17 protein-coding genes are annotated in these 23,083 nt (G+C 34.8%); 11 read left to right on the top strand and 6 right to left on the bottom strand.

Features of this window, described 5'->3' with window-relative positions:
• Nucleotides 1-25: 25 nt before the first annotated feature.
• The 6 genes from porG to murI all read left to right on the top strand — a co-directional run bounded on the left by porG (nucleotide 26) and on the right by murI (nucleotide 6,457).
• Nucleotides 26-730, top strand: coding sequence for a type IX secretion system protein PorG (gene porG, locus K8344_RS06240; protein WP_237607883.1), 705 nt, complete (start codon nucleotides 26-28; stop codon nucleotides 728-730).
• 7 nt (nucleotides 731-737) lie between these two features.
• Nucleotides 738-1,478 (top strand): isoprenyl transferase, encoded by a 741-nt coding sequence (locus K8344_RS06235; RefSeq protein WP_139855532.1) that lies wholly within the window; start codon nucleotides 738-740, stop codon nucleotides 1,476-1,478.
• Nucleotides 1,462-4,062 carry an outer membrane protein assembly factor BamA gene (gene bamA, locus K8344_RS06230; RefSeq protein WP_420908346.1) on the top strand — a complete coding sequence of 867 codons (2,601 nt, stop codon included), beginning with the start codon at nucleotides 1,462-1,464 and terminating at the stop codon, nucleotides 4,060-4,062. The genes K8344_RS06235 and bamA overlap by 17 nt, the downstream gene beginning before the upstream one ends.
• 42 nt (nucleotides 4,063-4,104) lie before the next feature.
• On the top strand, nucleotides 4,105-4,941 hold the full coding sequence (locus K8344_RS06225) for an OmpH/Skp family outer membrane protein (RefSeq protein ID WP_139855534.1): 837 nt from the start codon (nucleotides 4,105-4,107) through the stop codon (nucleotides 4,939-4,941).
• 122 nt (nucleotides 4,942-5,063) lie between these two features.
• Nucleotides 5,064-5,573, top strand: coding sequence for an OmpH/Skp family outer membrane protein (locus K8344_RS06220; protein ID WP_139855535.1), 510 nt, complete (start codon nucleotides 5,064-5,066; stop codon nucleotides 5,571-5,573).
• A 92-nt stretch (nucleotides 5,574-5,665) separates the two neighbouring features.
• Nucleotides 5,666-6,457, top strand: a complete 792-nt coding sequence (murI, locus tag K8344_RS06215) for a glutamate racemase (RefSeq protein ID WP_237607881.1) — start codon at nucleotides 5,666-5,668, stop codon at nucleotides 6,455-6,457.
• A gap of 4 nt (nucleotides 6,458-6,461) precedes the next feature.
• Here the strand turns inward: murI and K8344_RS06210 are convergent, their stop codons facing one another.
• The 3 genes from K8344_RS06210 to K8344_RS06200 all read right to left on the bottom strand — a co-directional run bounded on the left by K8344_RS06210 (nucleotide 6,462) and on the right by K8344_RS06200 (nucleotide 14,669).
• Nucleotides 6,462-6,971 carry a gamma carbonic anhydrase family protein gene (locus K8344_RS06210; RefSeq protein ID WP_237607880.1) on the bottom strand — a complete coding sequence of 170 codons (510 nt, stop codon included), beginning with the start codon at nucleotides 6,969-6,971 and terminating at the stop codon, nucleotides 6,462-6,464.
• 101 nt (nucleotides 6,972-7,072) lie between these two features.
• A complete protein-coding gene (locus tag K8344_RS06205; RefSeq protein WP_139855538.1) occupies nucleotides 7,073-8,074 on the bottom strand; it encodes a PorP/SprF family type IX secretion system membrane protein in 1,002 nt (333 codons plus the stop codon).
• A gap of 91 nt (nucleotides 8,075-8,165) precedes the next feature.
• Nucleotides 8,166-14,669 (bottom strand): T9SS type B sorting domain-containing protein, encoded by a 6,504-nt coding sequence (locus K8344_RS06200; protein WP_237607879.1) that lies wholly within the window; start codon nucleotides 14,667-14,669, stop codon nucleotides 8,166-8,168.
• A gap of 90 nt (nucleotides 14,670-14,759) precedes the next feature.
• On the opposite strand from K8344_RS06200, the gene K8344_RS06195 reads away from it, so the two are divergent.
• From K8344_RS06195 to K8344_RS06175, 5 genes are all read left to right on the top strand, one after another.
• On the top strand, nucleotides 14,760-15,671 hold the full coding sequence (locus K8344_RS06195; RefSeq protein ID WP_237607878.1) for a NifU family protein: 912 nt from the start codon (nucleotides 14,760-14,762) through the stop codon (nucleotides 15,669-15,671).
• 166 nt (nucleotides 15,672-15,837) lie between these two features.
• Nucleotides 15,838-16,038 (top strand): dodecin family protein, encoded by a 201-nt coding sequence (locus tag K8344_RS06190; RefSeq protein WP_237607877.1) that lies wholly within the window; start codon nucleotides 15,838-15,840, stop codon nucleotides 16,036-16,038.
• 140 nt (nucleotides 16,039-16,178) lie between these two features.
• On the top strand, nucleotides 16,179-18,215 hold the full coding sequence (locus K8344_RS06185) for a thioredoxin domain-containing protein (protein WP_237607876.1): 2,037 nt from the start codon (nucleotides 16,179-16,181) through the stop codon (nucleotides 18,213-18,215).
• A 24-nt stretch (nucleotides 18,216-18,239) separates the two neighbouring features.
• A complete protein-coding gene (locus K8344_RS06180) occupies nucleotides 18,240-19,094 on the top strand; it encodes a mechanosensitive ion channel family protein (RefSeq protein WP_237607875.1) in 855 nt (284 codons plus the stop codon).
• A gap of 11 nt (nucleotides 19,095-19,105) precedes the next feature.
• Nucleotides 19,106-19,807 (top strand): hypothetical protein, encoded by a 702-nt coding sequence (locus K8344_RS06175; protein ID WP_237607874.1) that lies wholly within the window; start codon nucleotides 19,106-19,108, stop codon nucleotides 19,805-19,807.
• Nucleotides 19,808-19,814: 7 nt separating this feature from the next.
• Here the strand turns inward: K8344_RS06175 and tsaB are convergent, their stop codons facing one another.
• Genes tsaB through K8344_RS06160 form a run of 3 tightly spaced genes read right to left on the bottom strand, consistent with a single transcriptional unit; the run spans nucleotide 19,815 to nucleotide 23,080 of the window.
• Entirely contained in the window at nucleotides 19,815-20,474 is a 660-nt protein-coding gene (gene tsaB, locus K8344_RS06170) for a tRNA (adenosine(37)-N6)-threonylcarbamoyltransferase complex dimerization subunit type 1 TsaB (protein ID WP_237607873.1), read from the bottom strand.
• Nucleotides 20,475-20,477: 3 nt separating this feature from the next.
• Nucleotides 20,478-21,746: an efflux RND transporter periplasmic adaptor subunit gene (locus K8344_RS06165; RefSeq protein ID WP_237607872.1), complete on the bottom strand. Its 1,269-nt coding sequence runs from the start codon at nucleotides 21,744-21,746 to the stop codon at nucleotides 20,478-20,480.
• A gap of 2 nt (nucleotides 21,747-21,748) precedes the next feature.
• Complete coding sequence (locus K8344_RS06160; protein ID WP_237607871.1) at nucleotides 21,749-23,080, bottom strand: TolC family protein; 1,332 nt, start codon at nucleotides 23,078-23,080, stop codon at nucleotides 21,749-21,751.
• Nucleotides 23,081-23,083: the final 3 nt, after the last annotated feature.

The raw sequence follows: 23,083 nt of genomic DNA, 5'->3' as shown, positions 1-23,083 counted from the left end.
TTATATTTGCAAACTTTTAAACTATATGAAGCATTTTGCAACTGCATTTTTACTACTCTTAGCTGTGTATAGCGCACAGTCTCAAACCTATGAAGTAGGTGTTATGTTGGGCGGCGCCAACTATATTGGCGATGTTGGAAAAACAAATTATATAAATCCAAATGCAATTGCAGCAGGTGGGATATTTAAATGGAATAGAGGTCCAAGACACTCATTTAGAGGCTCTCTTCTTTATGCTAAAATTAAAGGAGACGATATTGATAGCGGCTATAGCAACAGAGAACAGCGCGGTTATTCATTTGAAAATTCAATCAAAGAATTATCGATAGGGTTAGAATTTAACTTTTGGGACTTTGATGTTCACAGTGGTAAAAAAGTTCACACCCCCTATTTATACACTGGTTTTACGTCGTTTTTATATGATTCATCAGGAGCTTTAGATAGGAGAGATGGCAATACAAAAGAGGAAAAAGTACAAACAGGGATAGATTTTGCAATCCCTATGGTTATAGGATACAAAGCAAAGCTATCTCACAGCACCATGATAGGCTTTGAAATTGGAGCTCGTTATACCCTCACAGACAACTTAGACGGAAGTAGTAATTGGAAAAAAGGAGAACCTCGAAAAGCAAATGATTTTGGAAACATCAATAGTGATGATTGGTATGTGTTCAGTGGCATAACGTTTACATTTGCTTTTGGAAGACTACCCTGCTATTGCAATTTTTAAAACAATAATGGATTCTAAAAACAGCATAGACAAAAACAGATTACCAAAACACCTTGCCATTATCATGGACGGGAATGGTCGTTGGGCTAAACAAAAAGGTCTTTTACGTTCCATTGGGCATGAAAACGGATCGAAAGCTGTTCGCGAAATTGTAGAAGGATGTGCGGAAATCGGAATTGACTACTTAACTCTTTACGCCTTTTCTACCGAAAATTGGAAAAGACCTAAAATTGAGGTAGAATTATTGATGAAACTCTTAGTTTCATCCTTAAGAAAAGAAATTAAAACACTTAATGATAACGACATTAAGTTAAATGCTATCGGCAATTTAAATGCATTACCTAAAAAAGCTCATAAAGAACTTTTGGATGTAATTGAAAAAACAAAAGATAATAAAAGGATGACACTTACTCTTGCATTAAGCTATGGTTCAAGAGAAGAAATAACAAAAACAATTAAAGAGATTAGTCTTAAAGTTAAAAATAACCTAATTTCGCCGGACGATATTGACGAAACGGTAATTAATAATCATCTTTACACCCAAAATTTACCAGATGTAGACTTGTTGATCCGCACCAGTGGAGAACAGCGTATCAGTAATTTTCTGCTTTGGCAAATAGCTTATGCCGAATTATATTTTACTGAAACGCTTTGGCCGGATTATACTAAAAACCATCTTTTTGAAGCAATATTAAATTATCAAAACAGAGAAAGAAGATTTGGAAAAACCAGTGAACAACTTAAATAAAAGTTCCCTATTGCATACATACAGAAAATCTTATTGTATTTTTTTATTTACAATACTTTCCGTTTTTACACTACAGGCACAGCAAAAAGAACTTGACAGCGGCATAAAATACACTATTAATGAAATAGTAGTAACAGGCGCTCAAAACTTTAACGAACAAACCGTTATAGCTTTTACAGGCTTAAAAAAAGGGGATCGCATTTATATCCCTGGTGAAAAACTTAGCCAAGTTACTAAGAAACTTTGGGAACAAAACCTTTTTAGCGACATTGCTTTCTATGTGACTAATATCAATGGAGATGAAGTAGATTTAGAGCTATACATTGTAGAGCTACCTAAACTTAACGAAGTTACTATTGAAGGTGACGGAATTCGCAAAGCCAAGAAGAAAGAAATAATTAAGGATAACAACCTTGGCGCTGGCGCTAAAATTACTGAAAACCTTATTTCTACAACCACCAACTACATTACCAATAAGTATAAAAAAGATGGCTTTTTAAATACTGATGTAACTATCACCACCACTCCTGTTAAGGATTCAAGTGGGGTGGAGATTTCTAAAAACATGAAAATCGCGGTAGACAAAGGAAACCGTGTAAAAGTAACCAAAATAAACTTTGAGGGTAATGAGCAGTTTTCAAATGGAAAATTGCGCAGAGCGATGAAAAAAACAAAGCGTAAAAACTTTTTGCGTTTTTGGAAAAGATCTAAATACACCGAAGAAGGTATTGAAGAAGATAAAGAGTCTATCTTAAAGAAATACAAGTCTAATGGTTATCGTGATGCACGTATCGTTAAAGATTCGTTGCGCATCCTAAATGATAAAAATGTTGCATTAGACATCAAACTTGAAGAAGGAGACAAATACTATTTTGGTGATATTGATTTTATAGGAAATAGCGTTTTTACAGATTCTCAATTACGTCAAGTTTTAGGTATTAAGAAAGGAGATGTTTACAATGGAATCCTACTTCAAGAACGTATTGCAGACGACAGCTCTCCTGATGCTGAAGATATGACTAACCTATATCAAAACAACGGTTATCTTGCTGCAAGAATTAACCCTGTAGAAGTTGCTGTAAGAAATGACACCATCGATTTTGAAATAAGAATCATGGAGCGTAACTTATTCTATTTCGACCACGTTACAGTGGTAGGAAACGACCGTACCAATGACCATGTTATCTACAGAGAGCTTAGAACCCGTCCAGGTCAAAAATATAGCAAACGAGATGTAGTACGTACTATTCGCGAACTTGGACAATTAGGATTCTTTGATCCAGAACAACTTTCACCTAATTTCAAAAAAGTAGATGAAAGCAACGGTTTAGTAGACCTTGAATACTCTGTGGTTGAAAAAGGAAGTAGCCAAGTTGAGCTACAAGGTGGTTATGGTGGTGGAGGTTTTGTTGGAACCTTAGGGCTTTCTTTCAACAACTTCTCACTTAGAAACATTTTTAATCTAGACAGCTACAAACCACTTCCAATGGGAGACGGTCAAAAGCTTTCATTAAGAGCACAAGCAAGTAGCTATTACCAAACCTATAGCGTTTCACTTACAGAACCATGGCTTGGTGGTAAAAAACCAGTTCAGTTCTCTGCTTCGTTCTCACATACAATTCAAAATTTCTACGACTATAGAAATAGAAGAGCCGATACAGACAGAAGCTTTACAATTACTGGTGGTTCTCTTGGATTAGCTAAGAAGGTTAAATGGCCAGATGATTATTTTGTGTGGTCTAATGCTCTTAGTTTTCAACATTACAACTTAAATAATTACAATACTGGATTGTTTACATTCGGTGATGGGTACTCAAATAACTTAGCCTATACTATAGGGATAAGCAGAAACAATACCGCTACAAACCCGATATATCCAACTTCTGGATCGGACTTCAGCATTACTGCTAAACTTACCCCTCCATATTCAGCATTTAACAGTGTAGATTACGGTGCTTTAAAAGATGAAAGAGCTAGATTATTGGAAACATTACCAGACGATCCTAACTTTGTAAATGCAAATCAGAGAATTTCTGAAATTGATCAAGAACGTTTTAAGTGGTTAGAATACTATAAAGTTAAATTTAAAGGAACTTGGTACACACGTTTATACGATAAGCTTGTGCTTCGTACAAACACTGAATTAGGATTCTTAGGCGCATACAATCAAGACCGTGGTGTTCCTCCTTTCGAAAGATTCTTTGTTGGTGGTGATGGACTAGGAGCTTATAGCTTGGATGGTCGTGAAGTAATTCAAATGAGAGGATATCCAAACCAAGGACTTTCTGATACTGATGGAAATACGATTTACAATAAATTTTCGTTAGAGGTAAGATATCCTGTAACTTTGGCACAAATGGCGTCGATTTACGTATTAGCTTTTGCTGAAGGTGGAGCTTCATACGATGGCTTTAGAAATTACAATCCATTCGAACTCAAGCGTTCAGCTGGAGCAGGATTACGTATATTTATGCCAGCATTCGGACTCTTAGGTATCGATTTCGGATATGGATTTGATCCAGCGTTAGGAGGCACCGAAAAAAATGGATGGGAGACACATTTTATCATCGGACAACAATTTTAAAAAAACTGGCACGATATTTTCTTAACCTACAACCAAACAACTATGAAGACAAAAAAAATACTCTTTTTTACTATTGCCCTTTTTTGCTTTACCTTCATGGCAGAAGCACAACGAGGTGTTCGTATAGGATATATTGACATGGAATACATTCTAGAGAGTGTTCCAGAATATAAAGAAGCGTCAATTCAATTAGAAGGAAAAGTTCAACGTTGGAAGCAAGACATCGAAAAAAGGCAAAAAGATATCGATCAGATGAAATTGAATCTTGCCAATGAAAGAGTGTTACTAACACAAGAATTAATTGAAGAGCGAGAAGAAGAAATAAAAATTAAGGAAGATGAAATGCTTCAGTACCAGCAAGACCGATTTGGGCCTAATGGTGACTTAATGATTCAGCGCAGACAATTAGTTCAGCCAATTCAAGATCAAGTATTCAATATTGTTCAAGAAATTGCAGAAGGTAAGAAATACGACTTTATTTTTGACAAGTCTGCAGATGTAGTAATGTTGTTTGCAGCAAAAAGAAATGACATTAGCGACTTAGTAATCAGAAGCATCGAACGTGCTGGAAGAAGAACGCAAGCTTTAGATAAAAAAGAAAAGCGTGAAATAGAACGCAAAGAAAAACTTTCTTTAGAAGAGGAAGGAGCACTTTCAGAAAGAGAAGAAGAAATTCAAAAGAAACAGGAAGAGCGCGAGGCTATTATCGAGGCTAAGAAAACAGAGCGTGAGCAAATGATGGAAGATCGCAAAAGAGAACGCGATTCTATTAGAGATGCAAAAAGAGCTGAAATGGAAGCTCGCAGACAAAAAATGATTGAAGAAAGAGAACGCAGAAGAGATTCTATATTAAATGCTCGAAAAAATAGAAACAACTAAAACCCTGGAAACAGTGGTGAGGAATAGGAAGTAAATAAATGAGTTGTTAAATCTCACTAAACCTTTAACAGAATAACCAAATCAATTTAATTAAAATAACACTTAAATTTAATACACTTACGATGAAAAAAATGAAAACCTTATTAATGGCAGTTGCACTAATGATAGGAGCTACTAGTTTCGTAAACGCTCAAGTAAAAATTGCTCATATTAATGCACAAGAACTTATTGAGTCAATGCCAGACTATAAAGCTGCTCAAAATCAGTTAGACAAAGTTCAAAAGACTTACGATACTGAAATTAAAGCAATGGTGAAAGAATGGGAAACTAAAATGAAGCAATACGATGCTGAAGCTTCATCAAAAACCGACGAAGAAAACCAAAAGAGATTCCAAGAGGTTCAAGCAATGCAAGAAAACATTCAAGCATACAGACAACAAGCATTACAAGATTTAGATAAGAAAAGAGCTGATACATTTAAGCCAGTTCTTGAAAAAGCTCAATCTACAATCCAAAGAGTTGCTAAATCTCTAGGATACCAATATGTATTGGATTCTACAATGGGAGGTGGTGTAATTCTTGCCGATGGTAAAGACCTTATGGCTGATGTGAAAAAAGAATTAGGAATGTAATTCTTTTTTAGATTATACTTTTTAAAAAAACTGCCCCCAAAAGGGCAGTTTTTTTATGCAATATTTTTAATGGAATTGGCTACTTTTACGATATGGATAAAAACAGTCCAATAGGGATTTTTGATTCTGGAGTGGGTGGCACTTCTATATGGAAAGAAGTAGTAAAACTACTTCCTTTCGAGCACACCATTTACCTTGCTGATAGCATAAACGCTCCCTATGGCGATAAATCTACTGACGACATTATCGCACTCAGTATTAAAAATGTAGAAAAGCTACTTAGTTTAAAATGCAAGATTATAATTGTAGCCTGTAATACAGCAACTACAAATGCAATTTCAGTCCTTAGAAATAAATACGATATTCCAATTATCGGAATAGAACCTGCAATAAAACCTGCTGCATTACAAACAAACTCAAAGAGTATTGGCATTCTAGCTACAAAAGGGACGCTTAGCAGCGCACTTTTCAGCAAAACCACCAAAGAGTTCACTAAAGATATTAACGTTGTTGAAATCATAGGAGAAGGACTCGTTACGTTAATTGAAAAAGGAAATTTAGACGGTCCAGAAATGATGGCTCTTTTAAAGAAGCATATTCAACCTATGATTGATGCCAATGTAGATTATTTGGTTTTAGGATGTAGCCACTACCCTTATATTATCCCTCAATTAAAAATGATTTTACCAGACAACGTTAAAATTATTGATTCAGGGGAAGCAGTGGCCAAACAAACAAAAACGATACTACAGAGCTTGGATTTACTTCGTGAAGAAACTTCTGCTCCAACTCTTCAATTCTATACTAATGCCAAAACAAGAACTTTAGAATTTCTATTAAAAGAATATTCTAAAATCATTACTATAGAAAAAAAAGACTTTTAGAAAGTTATTTAAACCAAGAAGAATACATCACGTAATTTTCGGCAATACGTTCAACTTCGCCTTTTGTAAGTTCTGGACTAATATCCTTAATTTTTTTTGCTGGGATTCCAGCGTAAATACTGCCACTTTCAACTACAGTGTTTTTAGAAACAACAGCTCCCGCAGCTATGATGGTATTACTCTCCACAATGCAATCGTCCATAACAATACTCCCCATCCCAATTAGCACGTTATCGTGTACCGTACAACCGTGCACGATAGCATTATGACCTATGGAAACATTATTACCAATGGTTGTAGGTGAGGTTTTGTAGGTAGCGTGAATTACTGCTCCATCCTGAACATTTACCCTATTTCCCATTTTAATAGAATTCACATCTCCGCGAATAACTGCATTAAACCATACACTACACTCATCACCCATAACTACATCGCCAACTATAGTAGCATTTTCAGCTATAAAACAATTTTCGGGTATTTCAGGATGTTTTCCGTTTACTGATTTTATGATCATAAGAATATATTAAGAAAGTAAAGTTCAAATCTATTAATAAAACAAAGCCTAATACAAATTTAAGTATTAGGCCATATTGTAAAATATAAAAACTGTATCAATTAGTTAATCGCAGGGCAATTACATTCGTACGGCGCTGGTCTTCCACCTAAAAAGTCGAAACCTAAAGTAATTTGATGAAATCCTCCACTTTGATATTTAACATTCCCAGATTGATATGAATAAGTATAAGCAAACATAAAGTTGTTAAAGTCTATCCCTAAAACTGGAGTAAAATATTGAAGTTTTTGATTTTCAATTTTTGTACCATCTAAGTATTCTGCACCGTCTAAAGTTCTTCTGTACGATATCCCTCCCCAAAGTTTTCCAAAATCCATTTTGCGATAGGCTTTCATATTTACATCAACAGTTTTTTCACCTGTACGTTCAGCCCATTGGAATAGAAATGAAGGTTCGTAACTCCAATCGGAATCAAACTTTCCAATTGCGTAAGCCATAGAAGCTAAGTATTTACGCTGGTTGTTCGATTCAAATTCTTCACTGTAAATATTTCTATTTCTAAAAATGATGTTTTTAACAGTAAGGTGACTTGAGAAATTTAAAAAATTATAAGAAAACCCTGCGTCTACATTAAAGTAAGTACTACTCTGAATAATTCCACCAATAACAGGATCGAAGTCGGATAAATCAAAGCTTGTTTCATCCAATCTACCTTGAGTAATTCCCGCACTTAATCCAAAAGATAATTGATTTAAATCAACTTCAGTTCTGGAAAACATAATATGATGCGCATAAGTTACATAGCCCCCGGTTTGCGAATGGTATCCATTTTTATCGTTATACAGAATTAATCCAAGACCAGATTGTTCTCCTACTCGAGCATTAACACTCAATGTTTGCAAATTTGGTGCTTCCTTTTGATCAAACCATTGCTTTCTAGCCGTTAGTCTAATCTTGTTATAATTTGCTGCACCCGCCATGGATGGATGAATAAGATATAGATTATCTGCAAAATAGTCTGAGTACACCGGAATTCCATCTTGTGAATAACCACAGAAAGAAACTATTAGTAGCAGTAAAATGGGGAATTGTTTAAATTTCATGTGCATAAAATATTTGATAATGCGTAAGATAAATTGCCTGTTCTAATCTTCGGTAATTTACTATTTTTTGTTAAACACTTTATATTTTCTATTAACGTTTTAAAGTAAAATGTCCTTTAAATTCTTTTAATTGATCGTCTTCTTTATATTCAACTCTAAACCAATAGTCACTAGATGGTAATGGTGTTCCATTATATGTTCCATCCCAACCTTGTTCTGTAGGGCTTAATTGCTTCAATAATTTTCCGAAGCGATCAAAGATATATATTTTTGCCGTTGGGTCACTTGCACCAATGCCATAAATATTCCAAGTATCGTGATAACCGTCTTCATTTGGAGTAAAATACTGAGGATAATCTATTACACTCACTTCAAAAGTAACAGATCCGCAACCATTCACATCCTTAATAGTTATAAAGTGAACTCCAGGACTTACATTTTCAAATATATTGCTAGTTTGAAATGGTCCATTATCAAGTTGATAGTGATACTCTCCAAGACCAGTAGCTAGCACTTCGATTATATGATTTCCTGCGAAAGCTCCATTACTTAAAACAGCTTCATAAGTAAGCGGCGGAGATGATAAAGTAACCGTTGTACTTGCCGTGGTTTCACAACCTGTAGCAATTTCAATAATTGTAACTGTATACACTCCTTCTTCCAAAGCCGTAATAGAAGGCCCAGTTTCTCCAGGCACTAGTACTCCATTTAATTCCCACATAAATGAATACAGGTTAGGGTCTAAACCAGTATCAATTACAGGAGGCGAAACACTTCCCTCTTCCTCAGGAATCGGATTGCCATTTTCATCAACACATAATCTATATTCATCGTCAAAAACAATAGTTGGCAAATAGTTCACTTTCAAAATCATTTCAACTACTGCATAACATTTCGGAAAAAAAGAATTGCTCTCATTAGTAACCCTTACATAAATTCGTTGTGGATTTATAATGTTTACATAAGGGAATTCAATTGCACCTTCTCCATTTTCGGCACCTTCAAATGTTTCATAGAAGGTTAATTGAAAATCAGCAGCATCTTGACCATCTAAAATTTCATTGTGAAGATCTTGCACTTGAGGATCTGTTAAGTTGTATAAATCAAATTCTGTATAACCATCACTTGGAGGAAGGTTATCACAAACTACAAATGGTTGTGCTGGTGTATTCGCAAGCGCCTCTCGATTCACCTGAAGTTCGAATGATTGACTACCACCTACATAACATCCTGTTTCTGTGTTGAGAATACCTGTGTAAATAGTTTGTGGATTTATAGCATTGTTATTCGCATCTCTATTTTGATAAGTAGTAGTATTTACAATTGCATTTGTTTGATTTTCTGCATCTTCTATATCTGTATAAAAACTTACTTCAAAAATAGATGAAGACTGACCGTTTAATATTTCATCAACCTTAGAATCTAAATTGAAAATACCAATTCCGCTATCATTAGAAATACAAACTACATAAGGAGAAACCTCAGCCGTATCATCAGGAAGTGGGTTTACGATTAGTTCCAATTCTACTATTTCAAAACATAGTGAAGTAGGATTGGTTGTACGAACGTAAACTGTTTGTGGATTACTTATATTTTGATAAGCTGTTGTTTCCGCCTCTGGAATAGCATCGGTTTCTGAAACCGCATTTTCATAACTTAAATAAAAATCTAACGTCCAAGTGATGTTTCCATTTAGAATTTGATTATTGCGAGAAGTAAGATCGAAAAGCTCTGTTTCATCATATGGTCCCGGAGGGATAATCAAGTTGTTATCGCAAAGCACTATAGGATCTGGTGTAGCAGGTTCTGGATTGCTTTTTACTCTTATGGTTAATGTTGTAAAAGACAAACATCCGCTATCATTATCTTCTACTCTTACATATAGCACTTGAGGATTAATAGCATTACCTGAAACGTCCACATTTACATAAGCTGTATCTGGATCTATAGGATTAATATTTTCCTGAGCATCTTCTTCTGTAATAAAGTAAGAAACTCCATGTGTAAGCACTCCCCCAGTTATTTCACTATTTTTAACTGTAAGATCAAAAGTAGTTATTCCGTCGTTTGCCTCTCCTAAGTCATCACATAAAGACAACGGCGTTGGGTCTATTATTTGCACTCCCTCCTGAACTACAAGGTCAAATTCGCCTAATTTATAGCATTCCGTAACATTATCACTTAACCGAACCCACACTGTTTGTGGGTTGCTTGTATTTGTATAAGACTCTGGTTGAACTATAACATCTGTCCCTAAGGCTGCTGAAGCTTCTGATTCATGATACGTCAAAGTAAAATCATTGGTGGACTGACTGCCAAAAATTAGCTCTTCTTGAACAGTAAGATCAAAAACTGCAGAATTATCGTCGCCACAAAGTATTAAATCTGGTAAATCTTGAGGAACAATTGGCGTTGGATTAACAATAAGTTCTAAGGTAGTAACATCAAAACATCCTGTCCCATCCGGTTCATCGTTATAGGCTACTCTTACAAATATCGTTTGATTGTAAGCTATAATATTTTCATAAGGACTTTGTAATGGAAAACTATCTGTATTTGCATCTTGTAGTGTTTCGTGATAGCTTACATTAAGAAGTGTATTACCTCCGCTAATTTCAACACTCTTACTTTCTAAATCAAAGTCGGAAACTATTCCGTCGTTATCCATATCGCAAACAATCAATGGTGTTGGCTCTACAGGAACAGGAAGTGGATTTACTATTAGATTAAATGAAAGCTCGGCCATACAATCCTGTTGATTTGAAATAGAAACAAATATTTCGTGGGGATTGCTTGTGTTTTGAAACGCTGTAGGGTCATCAATAGGAATATTATTCGCCAAATCGTCCGCATCTTTATAATACGTTACTGTTAATGTTGCATCATTATTAGTTATCAAAGGCGTATTCACTGTTAAGTCGAATGTTGATACCTCATCATTTGATGTACTTCCATTAACTTCATCATCGCAAAGTTCAAGATCCTCTGCCGTTCCTGAACCAGGGAATTCACCAACTTCTAAATCAAAAGAAGAAACTCTGTAGCAGCCAGTATTTAAATTTTCTAAGCGCACGTATATCGTTTGTCCCATGCTAGAAAACTGATTTGCCTGCGTAATTTGACTAATATCGGCTACGGCATCCGATTCATTTTCATAATAAGAAATCGGTGCAAAATCGGTAGGATTCTGAGCGCCATAAACTGAAGGATTTTGAATTGTTAAATCGAAAACTCCTATTCCATCTCCATTTAAATCACAAACGATATATGGATCTAAAAAATTGACATCTGGTTCATCTGGCAATGGAATAACAATAAGTTGTAACTGTACAATGGTATAACATTCAGATTCATTCTTTTCAACTCTTACCCATACTGAATCATTAAATGGAACAACGTTGGTGTATAGAAAAGGAGCTACAATTTCACCTGCACCTCCTACTTCCGCTTCTGCTTCGGTTGGGTAATATTTTACCGTTACATCTAACTCCCCATTCATTATTTGATTTGTACGCAAACTTAGGTCGAATTCTGCAAATCCATTACCTTCATCACAAAGTTCAAGTGGATCAGGAACTACTGGCGTTGGCAACGGGTCTACCACTAATGTTAAAGTAACAAGGCTTTTACATTCAAAAGTATTTGCAACTCTTGCCACAATAGTTTGTGCATTTGTAGTGTTTTGATATGCTGTTGGGTTGGCTATTGGATTATCGGCAGCTTCATCTGCAAAAGTTTCAAACCAAGTAATAACTAAATCAGGAACGCCTCCTGTTATTTCATCATTTTTTGAAGTTAAATCGAAGGTACTTATTTGGTCCGTAGCAGTACTACCATTTACAGTATCATCACATAAATGATAATCAACTGGTTCATTTCCTACGGGACTTGGCTCTACAATTAGCTCCAACTCCACAATTGTATAACATCCCTGCCCTCCATTATTTGGAGTAGTGTTAGCTGTTGAACCAACTCCAAGAACATAAATAATCTGGGTATTTGGAACAATATTTTGATAAGCGGTGGGGTTTGCAATTGCTTGAGAGAAATCTGGATTTTCTAATGCTGAAATTCCAGCATCTATAGCATCTTGTTCTGCTGCATAGTAGTATATATCGTATTGTAACGGATCTAGCCCGTTAAGGATTTCATCTTGCTTGCTTGTTAAATCGAAAACTTCAAAACCATCGTTATTGTCATCGCATAGACGATAAATTGCAGGTTCGTTTAGCATTGGGCTGTCACGCACTTCCAGCTTCAACAACACAGTTGTATAACATGTAGAATTCGGACTTTCTATTCTTGCATATACTTCGTCATTATATGGAATAATATTCTCAAAAGGTTCTGGTAAAACCCCTTCGTTGGTTTGAGCATCTGATAAGGTATAATGATATGTAACTGTTAACGTAGGATCTCCTGCTGTAATATCTTCATCTGCATTATGGAGAAAAAAGTCTGTGAAACCATTGCTATCACTATCACAAGCAACTAATGGATCAGGATCTTCATTTACTACCTGAAGCGAATCAACAGTGATTTCAACAGAGGTAGTTAAAAAACAATCTGGATTGATAACTGCCTCAATCCTAGCAAAAATCGTTTCGCCTGGAACAGAAACTGGATAAACAACTGGAAGTGGATTAGCTCTTGTTTGAGCTTCATTTAAAGTGTTGTGATATGTAATATTAAATTCTGAAGCATTTTGACCGTCCAAAACAAATGCATCAAACTCTAATGGCAAATTTACATCCTCACTACCATTTTCATCTTGATCGCATAAAGCCATTGATGGAAGTACTCCTACGCTAATTGGTGTGTAATAAATCTCAAATTGTTCAAGGTCGTAACACATTTCCTGTGCTCTGTCATGAATACGTACATAGATTGTTTGTGGTGATGGCCCCACCATAGGGTAAGCCCCGGGTGTTGTAATTGCATTTATGTTATTTTCACTATCTGAATATGTTTCAAAGTACTTAACCTCAAAAACAGTTGAGTTTTGCCCACCTAAAACATTTACGTCATTCTGAGTAAGGTCAAAAAAATTTGTTTGGGTTCCATTATCGCACCTAAAAAGATCTAATGGTTCGTGGGCTACTGCTTGCGGATTGAATGTTACAATAAATGCGGGTGATTCTTCCACAAAACAAGCGGCTTTATTACCACTTACAGTATATACCCCAGACTGGGTTACATTTATCGTAGGCGTATTACCACCATAAGGATTTCCATCAAGAAACCAGTTATAGGTGTCTAAATCATTAAAATTCGCCGTTAAAGTTTCTGTTTGACCTTCGCAGCTTTCGTTATTTCCTGTTATAAATAAACCTTGTGCTGCTAGATCTACTGTTTGCTCAAATTCATTGTTTTCTTCATTAGTTTCTAGAACAATCCCCACCCCAGTTCCGTTGTCATCAACAACCGCTTTTAGCGTAAATATTTGAGGTGTACCTCCGGGAATATTAAGGTTTATCGTTCCGCTTTCGCTGCCATCAATTGGAAGTTCACTATTTGTCTGTGCTTGCCCTAACAACACTGCATCGGCATAAAATGCTATAGGAGTACCGGCTGGCAATGCTGCAGTACTGTTAATATTGTATACGGTATAGTCTACTTCTATAGTACTATCTGCACATAGCACTCCAAGATTATCAATAGTTATGGTAGCATCTGGAAGTTCTGAATTTACGCTGGTAATGATGTTATTTACCATTATCCAGTCTTGGTCTGATGTAAGTTTAATTTCAATAGTACTATCACCAGGCTCAACGATTCCCACCAAATCGTAAAAATCCAAGTCCATATTATAATTCTGGGCATTTCCAGGAGCACTAATATAGGAGTTGGTTCCGTTAAACGCATTATTTGAAGGGTTTAATGGCGGATCGGATATTAATTGTCCATTGATAAATAAACTTTCTTGATTATCGATAAACCTATCACCTTCCCAAGCAAGAAATCCAATTTTTGATAATTCATCTGAAGCTACAGAGATATCAGTAAGCGTTATTTCAATTGGATGCGCAAATTCGTTTACCCCTTCAAGTCCATCAAACAAACTAATCTGATTTAATAAAATATCAGGGTCTGTTGGGTCTTCATAAATTATATAAATAGCCCACCCACCAAAGTTAGTACCACTACCCGAACCATTGGGAGGGGAACAGTAATCAGACAGAATATTCATTACATCCAATCCAGAGAATGTATACTCTCCATTCCCATTAGCCAACAATAAATTTGTTACATCTGCATAAGCTGCAAAATATGGTAGGTTTCTAAAAGAATGTGAAAAAGTTCGTTCAGCAGTTATTGTTGTTCCATTGATATCAACTTGAAAATCTCCAGGTCCAATGGAAGACCAATAAAGGTGAGCCGAAACTAGGCTTTGGGTTGGTGATAAATTTAATGTTGCACTACTTTGTGAAAGCATATCACAATAAGATGTCCCGTTTTCAGAGGCATTTAATGTGTTGCCAATAGCTGTAAAATCGTAACGCCCATTAAACTGTTGAAATAATCCAATTGGGTTTTGTTGAGAAAAAACAAATATGGGGATTACTAATAGTAAAGTGAGTAATGATTTTTTCATAATTTGGTGTTAAGATACCAAATATATTGAATGTTATGATTTCCTTTTTATAATTTTGCAAATTATTCCTAAAACTCTCCCCTTTCTATTATGGAAATCGTCAAAACTTCTAATCCTAGTATAGTAAAATTTGTGTCTGATTCTTTTCTTACTAAAGCATCAAGTTTCGAATTCAAAAATATTGATGAAGCTAAAAACAGCGCTTTGGCACAACAACTTTTTTACCTTCCCTTTGTGAAAACAGTTTATATTTCTCAAAACTTTGTTGCCATTGAGAAATACAATATTGTAGAGTGGGAGGATGTACAAGAAGAGGTAGCAGAATCTATTTCAGAATATATTAAGTCTGGGCGACCTGCTGTGACCGAAGTTGAAGTTGTAGCTCCAAAAAAACTTCCAGTTAGTATTTATGCAGAAAGTACACCAAACCCAACGGTTATGAAGTTTGTTGCCAATAAAACATTAGCGGAAGGTACTTTTGAATTTAAAAGTGTTGAAGATGCTATTCTTTCACCATTGGCACAAGCGTTATTTAATTTTCCATTTGTAAAAGAAGTTTTTATTAGCAACAATTATGTTTCAGTTACGAAACACAATATGATTGATTGGGAAGAAATTTCTATGGAAATTAGAGAGTTTCTTCGTCAATATGTTCAAGACGACAAACTTATTGTGAAAGATGAAATTAGCAAGGCTTCAAATATTTCGAATAATATTGGTTCGGCAGATTCTTCTCTAGAAAAAAACGACAAAAATTATTCAGATGTAGAAAAAGAAATCATATCTATCTTAAACGAATACGTTAAGCCTGCAGTAGCAAGAGACGGGGGCAATATTATGTTCGACTCCTTTAACCAAAAGTCTAAAACCGTTAAGGTTGTACTTCAAGGAGCTTGTAGCGGATGTCCTTCATCAACCATAACTTTAAAAAATGGAATTGAAACTATGCTTAAAGAACTAATGAAGGGACAAGTGGAAAGTGTAGTTGCCATTAATGGATAACCTACAATATCTAAAATATTTTAATATTTATTTAGTTCATTTTCAGCTTTTAATGTAAAGGTTTAACTTAATTTTCAGATTAATAATTCTTAATAACTGTATCTTAGTGTTTTATTAATTATCCCAATCTTTTAATTAACAAGATGGGAACAAAAACTAAGTAATTATGGCAGTATTAAAAGTAATTGAAATTCTTGCTAGCTCTAATGAAAGCTGGGAAGATGCTACAAGAAATGCAGTAAAAGAAGCTTCAAAAAGCGTAAAAAACATCCGTTCTGTTTATGTTCAAGAACACAGTTGCGTTGTAGACAATGGGGATATTACTCAATTCCGTGTTAACGTAAAGATTACTTTTGAAGTTAAATAAATTCTTCAGGAAATATTAAAAATACGCTTTTGATTTTCCAAAAGCGTATTTTTATTTTATAAACTTCTGTAATATAGCTATTTCCTGTTACCTTAATACTAGGGATTCTACTTGCCTGTAATACCTCTAAAAAAGATACTTTGAACACACATCTCTTTACAAACGATTTAATTTACGAAACTAGCCCTTACCTGCTTCAGCATGCTCATAACCCTGTAAATTGGAAACCGTATAATGACGCAGCTTTGCAACAGGCCAGAAAAGAAAAAAAACTCATCGTAATTAGTATTGGTTATGCCGCCTGTCATTGGTGTCACGTCATGGAGCATGAAAGTTTTGAAGATATTGAGGTTGCAGAGGTTATGAACAAAAATTATATCTCGATTAAAGTAGACCGAGAGGAACGACCAGATGTAGATCAAACATATATAAATGCAGTTCAACTTATGACTGGAAGTGCGGGATGGCCATTAAATGTTATTACGCTTCCAGATGGCCGACCTGTTTGGGGCGGTACTTATTTTCGTAAAAGTGATTGGATAAATGCTCTAGAGAAAATTCAGGAGGTGTACGAAGAAGAACCTGAAAAATTTATTGCTTACGCTAACAGGTTAGAACAGGGTATTAAAAGCATGGATCTAATTGAGTTAAATACTGAAGATGTAGATTTAACAAAATTTCCAACAGCAGATATTATTAAAAATTTTTCAGAGAGATTTGATAATAAAAATGGTGGATTTCGAGGAGCTCCAAAATTTATGATGCCAAACAATTTTGAATTCCTATTACGACATGCTGTTGAGAATAACCATAATACCTTATTGAACTACGTTATTTTATCATTAGATAAAATGGCCTACGGTGGGCTTTTCGATCAATTAGGAGGTGGATTTTCACGTTATAGTACAGATGAAAAATGGCACGTACCTCACTTTGAAAAGATGCTGTATGACAATGCCCAGCTCGTAAGCCTATACAGCAATGCCTATCTAGTTACTAAAAAGCCACTTTACAAAGAAGTGGTTGAAGAAACGCTAGATTTTATCGCCATAAACCTTACCAATGAGGATGGAGGATTTTATTCATCCTTAGATGCAGACAGTAATAATAAAGACGGAAAATTAGAAGAAGGAGCATTTTATGTTTTCACTCAAGAGGAATTAGAAAATTTGCTAGAAGACGATTTTAAAATTTTTAGCACGTATTACAATGTAAATAGCTACGGGAAGTGGGAACACAATAATTATGTTTTAATTAGAAGGAAAACAAAGTCAGAAATTGAAGAAGAGTTTAATATTTCTCATGAAACCCTTCAACAGAAAAAGGAAAGATGGAAGCAAACCCTTTTAAGCTATCGAAACGAGAGACCGAAACCAAGACTGGATGACAAAACACTTACTTCTTGGAATGCTATGATGCTAAAGGGATATATAGATGCTTACAAAGCATTCCAAAATCAAGAATATTTAGATATCGCCCTTAGAAATGCTGAGTTTCTTACTAGAAATCAACTTCAGAAAAACGGCGCATTATTTCATAATTATAAAGAAGGGAAAAGTACAATTAACGGCTTTTTGGAAGATTACGCTTTTACCATTGAAGCTTTTATAAGTTTATACCAAGTTACCTTGGATGAAAAGTGGCTTAACTTATCAAAAGAATTGACAGATTATTCAATCGTAAACTTTTTTGACGAGGAAAAAAATATGTTTTATTTTACATCAAAAGAAGACCCAGCCATTGTTAGTAGAAATTTTGAATATCGAGACAATGTCATTCCTGCATCAAATTCAGTTATGGCAAAGAATTTGTACAAACTTTCGAAGTATTTTGAGGAGCCTCGTTTTAATGAAATTTCTAAGCAGATGCTAAAAAATGTAGTAGCGGAAATAAAAAGTTACCCTAGCGGGTTTTCTAATTGGTTAGATTTGCTTTCAAATTTTCAAAATAACTTTTTTGAAATAGTTGTTGTGGGAGACAATGCATCTAAAAAAATTCAGGAATTCTACAGTCACTATTTGCCCAACACCATTTTAGCTGCAAGCAATGTAGAAAACAATGCTCCTCTATTTAAAAATAGGTTCGTCAAGGATGAAACACTTATTTATATTTGCGAAAATAATACGTGTAAGATTCCAGTTAAGGATTCCGAAATTGCAATTAAATCATTAAACTAAAAATTAAAAAACAGTAAAACATTTATGGAAAAATTTAAGGACATTAATATTTATATCGAAGAATATGGTCAAAAGTTTATCGACTTTCTACCGAGTTTAATCGGGGCTATTTTACTTTTATTTATAGGGATGTGGGTTGTAAGACTTATAAATAAAATAGTTAGGAAGTTTTTTGACAAAAAAGATTATGATCCTACTTTAGAGAACTTTATCGCTAGTTTAATTAACTGGGCGCTTAAAATTGTTTTATTTGTTCTCGTAGTTACCCAATTAGGAGTAGAATCTGCTTCCCTAGTTGCTATAATTGGTGCTGCTGGTCTTGCTGTTGGTTTAGCATTACAAGGATCGTTAGCAAACTTTGCTGGGGGGATTCTAATTTTATTAATGAAACCCTTTAAGGTTGGAGACTTTATTAGCGCCCAAGGTATTGATGGTACTGTAAAAGATATTAATATATTCAACACTAAGCTCACTACTTTTGGAAACCAACTCGCTATAATCCCTAACGGAAAGTTAAGCAACGACAATATAGTTAATTATACTTCTGAAGGTATTAGAAGAGAAAACTTAACCTTTGGAATAGGTTATGATGATAATATTAAGGAGGCAAAAGATATTTTACTTAATTTAGTAAACGAACAAGAGACTGTTCTACAACTTGAAGATAAAGCACCTATGATTGTAGTTGCCGAATTAGGTGATAGTTCAGTTAATTTAAGTCTACGTTATTGGGCTAAGAATGAAGATTTCTGGAATTTAAGATGGTTAATTTTAGAAGAAGGAAAGTCTAGATTAGAAGCAGCTGGAATTTCAATTCCATTCCCACAACGAGATGTTCACCATTTTAATTTGGAAACACTTAACCCTAATAAATCATAATATAATAAATCATGAAAAAAATATTGTTAATAGGACTAATTGCCCTTACTACAAGCCCTTTATTTGCACAACGCGCAAGCACTAGTTTCGATATGTACGCAACCACGATAGATATTAATCAAAAAGCATTAGCTTTTGGGTTAACTGAAGCCGAGTTTGAGTCCATAGTAGATGATGCTTATGTAAACTCTAATTTTTTAAATGGCTCCATTTTCCAAGGGGAAGATTTGATGCAATCTAATGTACTTATGCGTTATAATGCTTTTGCCGACGAAATAGAAATTAAAAAACACGCTACCGACAAAAATTATGGAGCTTTAATTAAAGACCCAGAAGTATTTGTAAAAATTGGTAAAGACATTTATTTATTCGTGCCTTACCAGGGTAGTAATGAAAAAGGTGGTTATTTTAATGTGCTAAGCGACGGAAAAAACTATGATCTTTATAAAAAAGTGACATCAAAGTTTAACGAAGCAAAAAAAGCACGCAATAATTACCAGACAGACACTAAACCTTCATTTTCAAAGAATGTGAAGTATTATTTGGTAGAAGATGGAACTTTCTTAGAAATGCCTAGCAGCAGGTCTAGAATTCTTAAAATGATGGATAAGAAAAAGAATGAAATGAAAGCTTTTATCAAGGCAAACAACTTAGACCTTGACAAAGAGGCAGATTTAATAAAAGCTGTTCAGCATTTCGATTCTCTTTTATAAATAGAAACTAGTTTAAAAGAAATTCTTTTAAATAATAAGGTTCAAAATAGGCGACGCTTTCAGTGTCGCCTATTTTATATTTAGCCTCTGCCAAACTAGCCATTTCGGCTGAGGAAGGATGTGTTATTTTATAAAACTCTGCATCGTTATGATTACAAATTGCTTCAAATTTTGCCGAACCATCGCCAATGAAAATTGTTTTTTTCTCATTTAGAAATTCAACAAATGAATTTTCATCGATAATTTCTGCTTTAGTTTCTTTTATTTGCTTTTTTTCAGCATTAAAAACAGCAGAGTAAACCTCCATTCTTCTAGCATCTAATAAAGGAATAATAAAGCAGTCTTCACACTTAACTTGCTGTGCTAACACTTCTAAGGTGAGTGTTGATATTAAAGGAATATCTAGCGCGAAGCACAGGCCTTTAGCTGCAGAAACACCAATTCGCAAGCCTGTGTAGGACCCTGGACCTTTACTAACGGCAATTGCTTCTAAATTGGTTTTGTCAATATTCGCCTCATTTATAACTTCATCAATAAAAATGTGAAGTTTTTCGGCATGCGAATATTTTTGGTTGTTTTCTTCCCTAATAGCTTTTACTTCCCCATCTATTGCAAGGGCAACAGAACAATTAGTTGTAGCCGTTTCTATGCAGAGAATTATTGCCATTTTTTAATTATTCTTTGAATTTGAAATAACCTCAACTTTATCACCTTGCTTTAGTAATTTAGTTACGGTAGTATATGGTCCAGTTATTACTGTTTCTCCTTCTTTTAAACCAGAAAGAATCTCAATATTTGATTCATCCTGAATACCTGTTTTTACAACTCTTAACTTGGCCTCATCTCCTTCTTTCACATAAACCGCTTCGAACTTTTCGGTATTTGATGTTTGTTCATTAGTCTTTGGTTTTCTAGTATCTGATGTATCAGTTTTAACAACAATTGAACTAATTGGAACCCCAACTACCTTTCGTTTTTTATTTGTGATAATATCTACTGTAGCAGTCATTCCAGGGCGGAACGGTGAATAGCTTTCTGGCTTTCCTTCGGTTAAATCCTTATATGATTCTGGAAGAATACTAACTTTAACTTTAAAATTAGTTACCTGATCGGCTGTTAAAGTATTTTCAGCGCTATTGGCAATTGCAGTCACCACACCTTTAAACTCTCTTTTTAAATACGCATCAACTTCAACCATAGTTGAGTCACCAACCGATACTTTTACAATGTCGTTTTCGTTTACGTCAACCTCAACTTCCATTTTCTGCAAGTTTGCAACACGGACGATTTCTGTACCTGCCATTTGAGCTGTACCCACTACTCTTTCCCCAAGTTCTACAGACAACTTTGAAATTGTACCGCTCATTGGAGCATAAATTGTGGTTCTAGAAAGGTTATCTACCGATTGTTTAACGTTGGCAGCAGCACTTTGTACACTGTAATAAGCAGCTTTCACATTTGCTTTAGCCATATCGAAATCTGTAACAGATTTATCCCATTCAGACTTAGAAATCACGCCTTTTTCAAAAAGTGTTTTATTTCTTTCATAAGTTAATTGAGCATTCTTTTTACTAGCTTCGGCTTGTGCTAATTGCGCTCTTACATTCTGAAGTCCAGCTTGGGATTGGCTTACGGCAGCTTGAATAAGGTCTGGGTTAATTTTAACCAAAAGATCTCCTTTTTCAACCGTCTGACCTTCTTTAATAGGAAGCTCAATAATTTCACCAGAAACCTCTGAAGAAAGGGCCACTTCCACTTCAGGTTGAATTTTTCCCGTTGCAGCAACAGTTTCAGTGATGTCTAATAATTCTATTTGAGTTATTTCAACCTCTTTGAAATCGCCTGATTTTCCAAACCAGCCAGCTTTTTTCCCAAAAATCAATATAATTATAAGTAGGACAACCGCTACAACAATCCAAATAAGTGTTTTTTTCTTCATATTTAAAATTTTAATTCGCTTGCTGGAACGCCAAAATACAATTCCAAAACTTTTAATTTAAAAATATACTCAAATTTAGTTCTGTTTTCTTCAATTTTAGCATTGTCATATCTCAGTTTTGATTGACTAAAATCGAAAGCGTTGGTTAAACCAACATCATAGCGATCTTTTGCATATTGATATGCTAATTCTTGCGATTCCATTGCAACTGTAGCAGCTTCATAAGCTTTTAATGCACCATTCGCATCTACATAGGCTTGGTAAACATTAGATTCAAGATCAAGCTGTGCCTGCTCTAATTGATATTTAGTATTCTTTAAATTTACTTTGCTTCTCATTACACCACTACGTGCTGCAAACCCATTGAATATAGGAATGTTTAGCTGTAAGCCATAACCTATTCCATCGTTCAAATACAACTGCTCCACGAAATCGCGTTCAAGTGGGTCATTATCTGCATAACGTGTATTATAACCAAAAAAAGCTGAAAGCGTAGGGTAGTAACTTCCTCTAGAAATCTGTAAGTCCTTTTCGGCAAGCTCTACATTTTTTTGAGCAATTTTTACTTCAGAGCGTGTTTCTTTCGCACTTCTAATAATTTCTGAAACATCTTTGTCTGCAATTCCACCATCGATAATATTGTATTCTTCTTCGGCTATATCAAAATTCGAGTAATCCTTAATCAGTAATAGTTGCGCTAGACTAATAAGTGAAATCTTTACGTTATTTTCCGAAATAGCAATTCTTTGTTTTTCACCAGCATCGGTAGCCTTTATTTCTAAAAGATCGCCACGAGGAAGGACCCCCGCATCTACAAGGTCATTAGTTCTTTGTAACTGTTGAAGAGTAACCTCATTTTGCGATTTTATGACTTCTAAGTTTGCCTTATTTAATAAAACCTGCAAATATGAGTTTGCTACAGCCAAAGCAATATCATCTTTCATTTTATCTAAACGATACTGTGCTGCAAGTTCTGAAAGTTTCGCTCGTTGTAATTGACGTACGTTTCTTAAACCATCAAAAAGAGTATAGCCTACATTAATAGCTCCAGAAGCTGAACCTAGGGTTGTATTTTCTAATTGATTGGTTGTTGGGTTTAAACTAAGTCCCGTGTTTTTTGATGCTGAAGCATTGGCATTTAAACTAGGTAAAAAATTACCAATAGCTTGTAATTTATCAGCTTCGGTAAACTCTAAATCTAACTGACTTTGTTTTACTGAAATATTATTTTCTAAAGCGTGGTTTACACATTCCTGAAGTGTCCATTGTTTGGTTTGAGCATTTAAGGAAATGCTACAAATTAATAAAAGAAATGGGATTATTATCTTTTTCATAAA

Source organism: Aequorivita xiaoshiensis (assembly GCF_022008395.1).
GTDB classification, from domain to species: Bacteria; Bacteroidota; Bacteroidia; order Flavobacteriales; family Flavobacteriaceae; genus Aequorivita; species Aequorivita xiaoshiensis.
The sequence above is the reverse complement of the archived record's forward strand: the minus strand, read 5'-3'. Positions and strand labels throughout refer to the sequence as shown.

What these genes read in the sequence shown, in the direction of transcription:
- K8344_RS06195 (WP_237607878.1), top strand. Translation starts at nt 14,760, where the DNA reads ATGGAAATCGTCAAAACTTCTAATCCTAGTATAGTAAAATTTGTGTCT.
- K8344_RS06165 (WP_237607872.1), bottom strand. Translation starts at nt 21,746, where the DNA reads ATGAAGAAAAAAACACTTATTTGGATTGTTGTAGCGGTTGTCCTACTT.
- porG (WP_237607883.1), top strand. Translation starts at nt 26, where the DNA reads ATGAAGCATTTTGCAACTGCATTTTTACTACTCTTAGCTGTGTATAGC.
- K8344_RS06210 (WP_237607880.1), bottom strand. Translation starts at nt 6,971, where the DNA reads ATGATCATAAAATCAGTAAACGGAAAACATCCTGAAATACCCGAAAAT.
- K8344_RS06190 (WP_237607877.1), top strand. Translation starts at nt 15,838, where the DNA reads ATGGCAGTATTAAAAGTAATTGAAATTCTTGCTAGCTCTAATGAAAGC.
- murI (WP_237607881.1), top strand. Translation starts at nt 5,666, where the DNA reads ATGGATAAAAACAGTCCAATAGGGATTTTTGATTCTGGAGTGGGTGGC.
- K8344_RS06200 (WP_237607879.1), bottom strand. Translation starts at nt 14,669, where the DNA reads ATGAAAAAATCATTACTCACTTTACTATTAGTAATCCCCATATTTGTT.
- K8344_RS06160 (WP_237607871.1), bottom strand. Translation starts at nt 23,080, where the DNA reads ATGAAAAAGATAATAATCCCATTTCTTTTATTAATTTGTAGCATTTCC.
- K8344_RS06225 (WP_139855534.1), top strand. Translation starts at nt 4,105, where the DNA reads ATGAAGACAAAAAAAATACTCTTTTTTACTATTGCCCTTTTTTGCTTT.
- K8344_RS06220 (WP_139855535.1), top strand. Translation starts at nt 5,064, where the DNA reads ATGAAAAAAATGAAAACCTTATTAATGGCAGTTGCACTAATGATAGGA.
- K8344_RS06235 (WP_139855532.1), top strand. Translation starts at nt 738, where the DNA reads ATGGATTCTAAAAACAGCATAGACAAAAACAGATTACCAAAACACCTT.
- K8344_RS06180 (WP_237607875.1), top strand. Translation starts at nt 18,240, where the DNA reads ATGGAAAAATTTAAGGACATTAATATTTATATCGAAGAATATGGTCAA.
- K8344_RS06205 (WP_139855538.1), bottom strand. Translation starts at nt 8,074, where the DNA reads ATGAAATTTAAACAATTCCCCATTTTACTGCTACTAATAGTTTCTTTC.
- K8344_RS06175 (WP_237607874.1), top strand. Translation starts at nt 19,106, where the DNA reads ATGAAAAAAATATTGTTAATAGGACTAATTGCCCTTACTACAAGCCCT.
- tsaB (WP_237607873.1), bottom strand. Translation starts at nt 20,474, where the DNA reads ATGGCAATAATTCTCTGCATAGAAACGGCTACAACTAATTGTTCTGTT.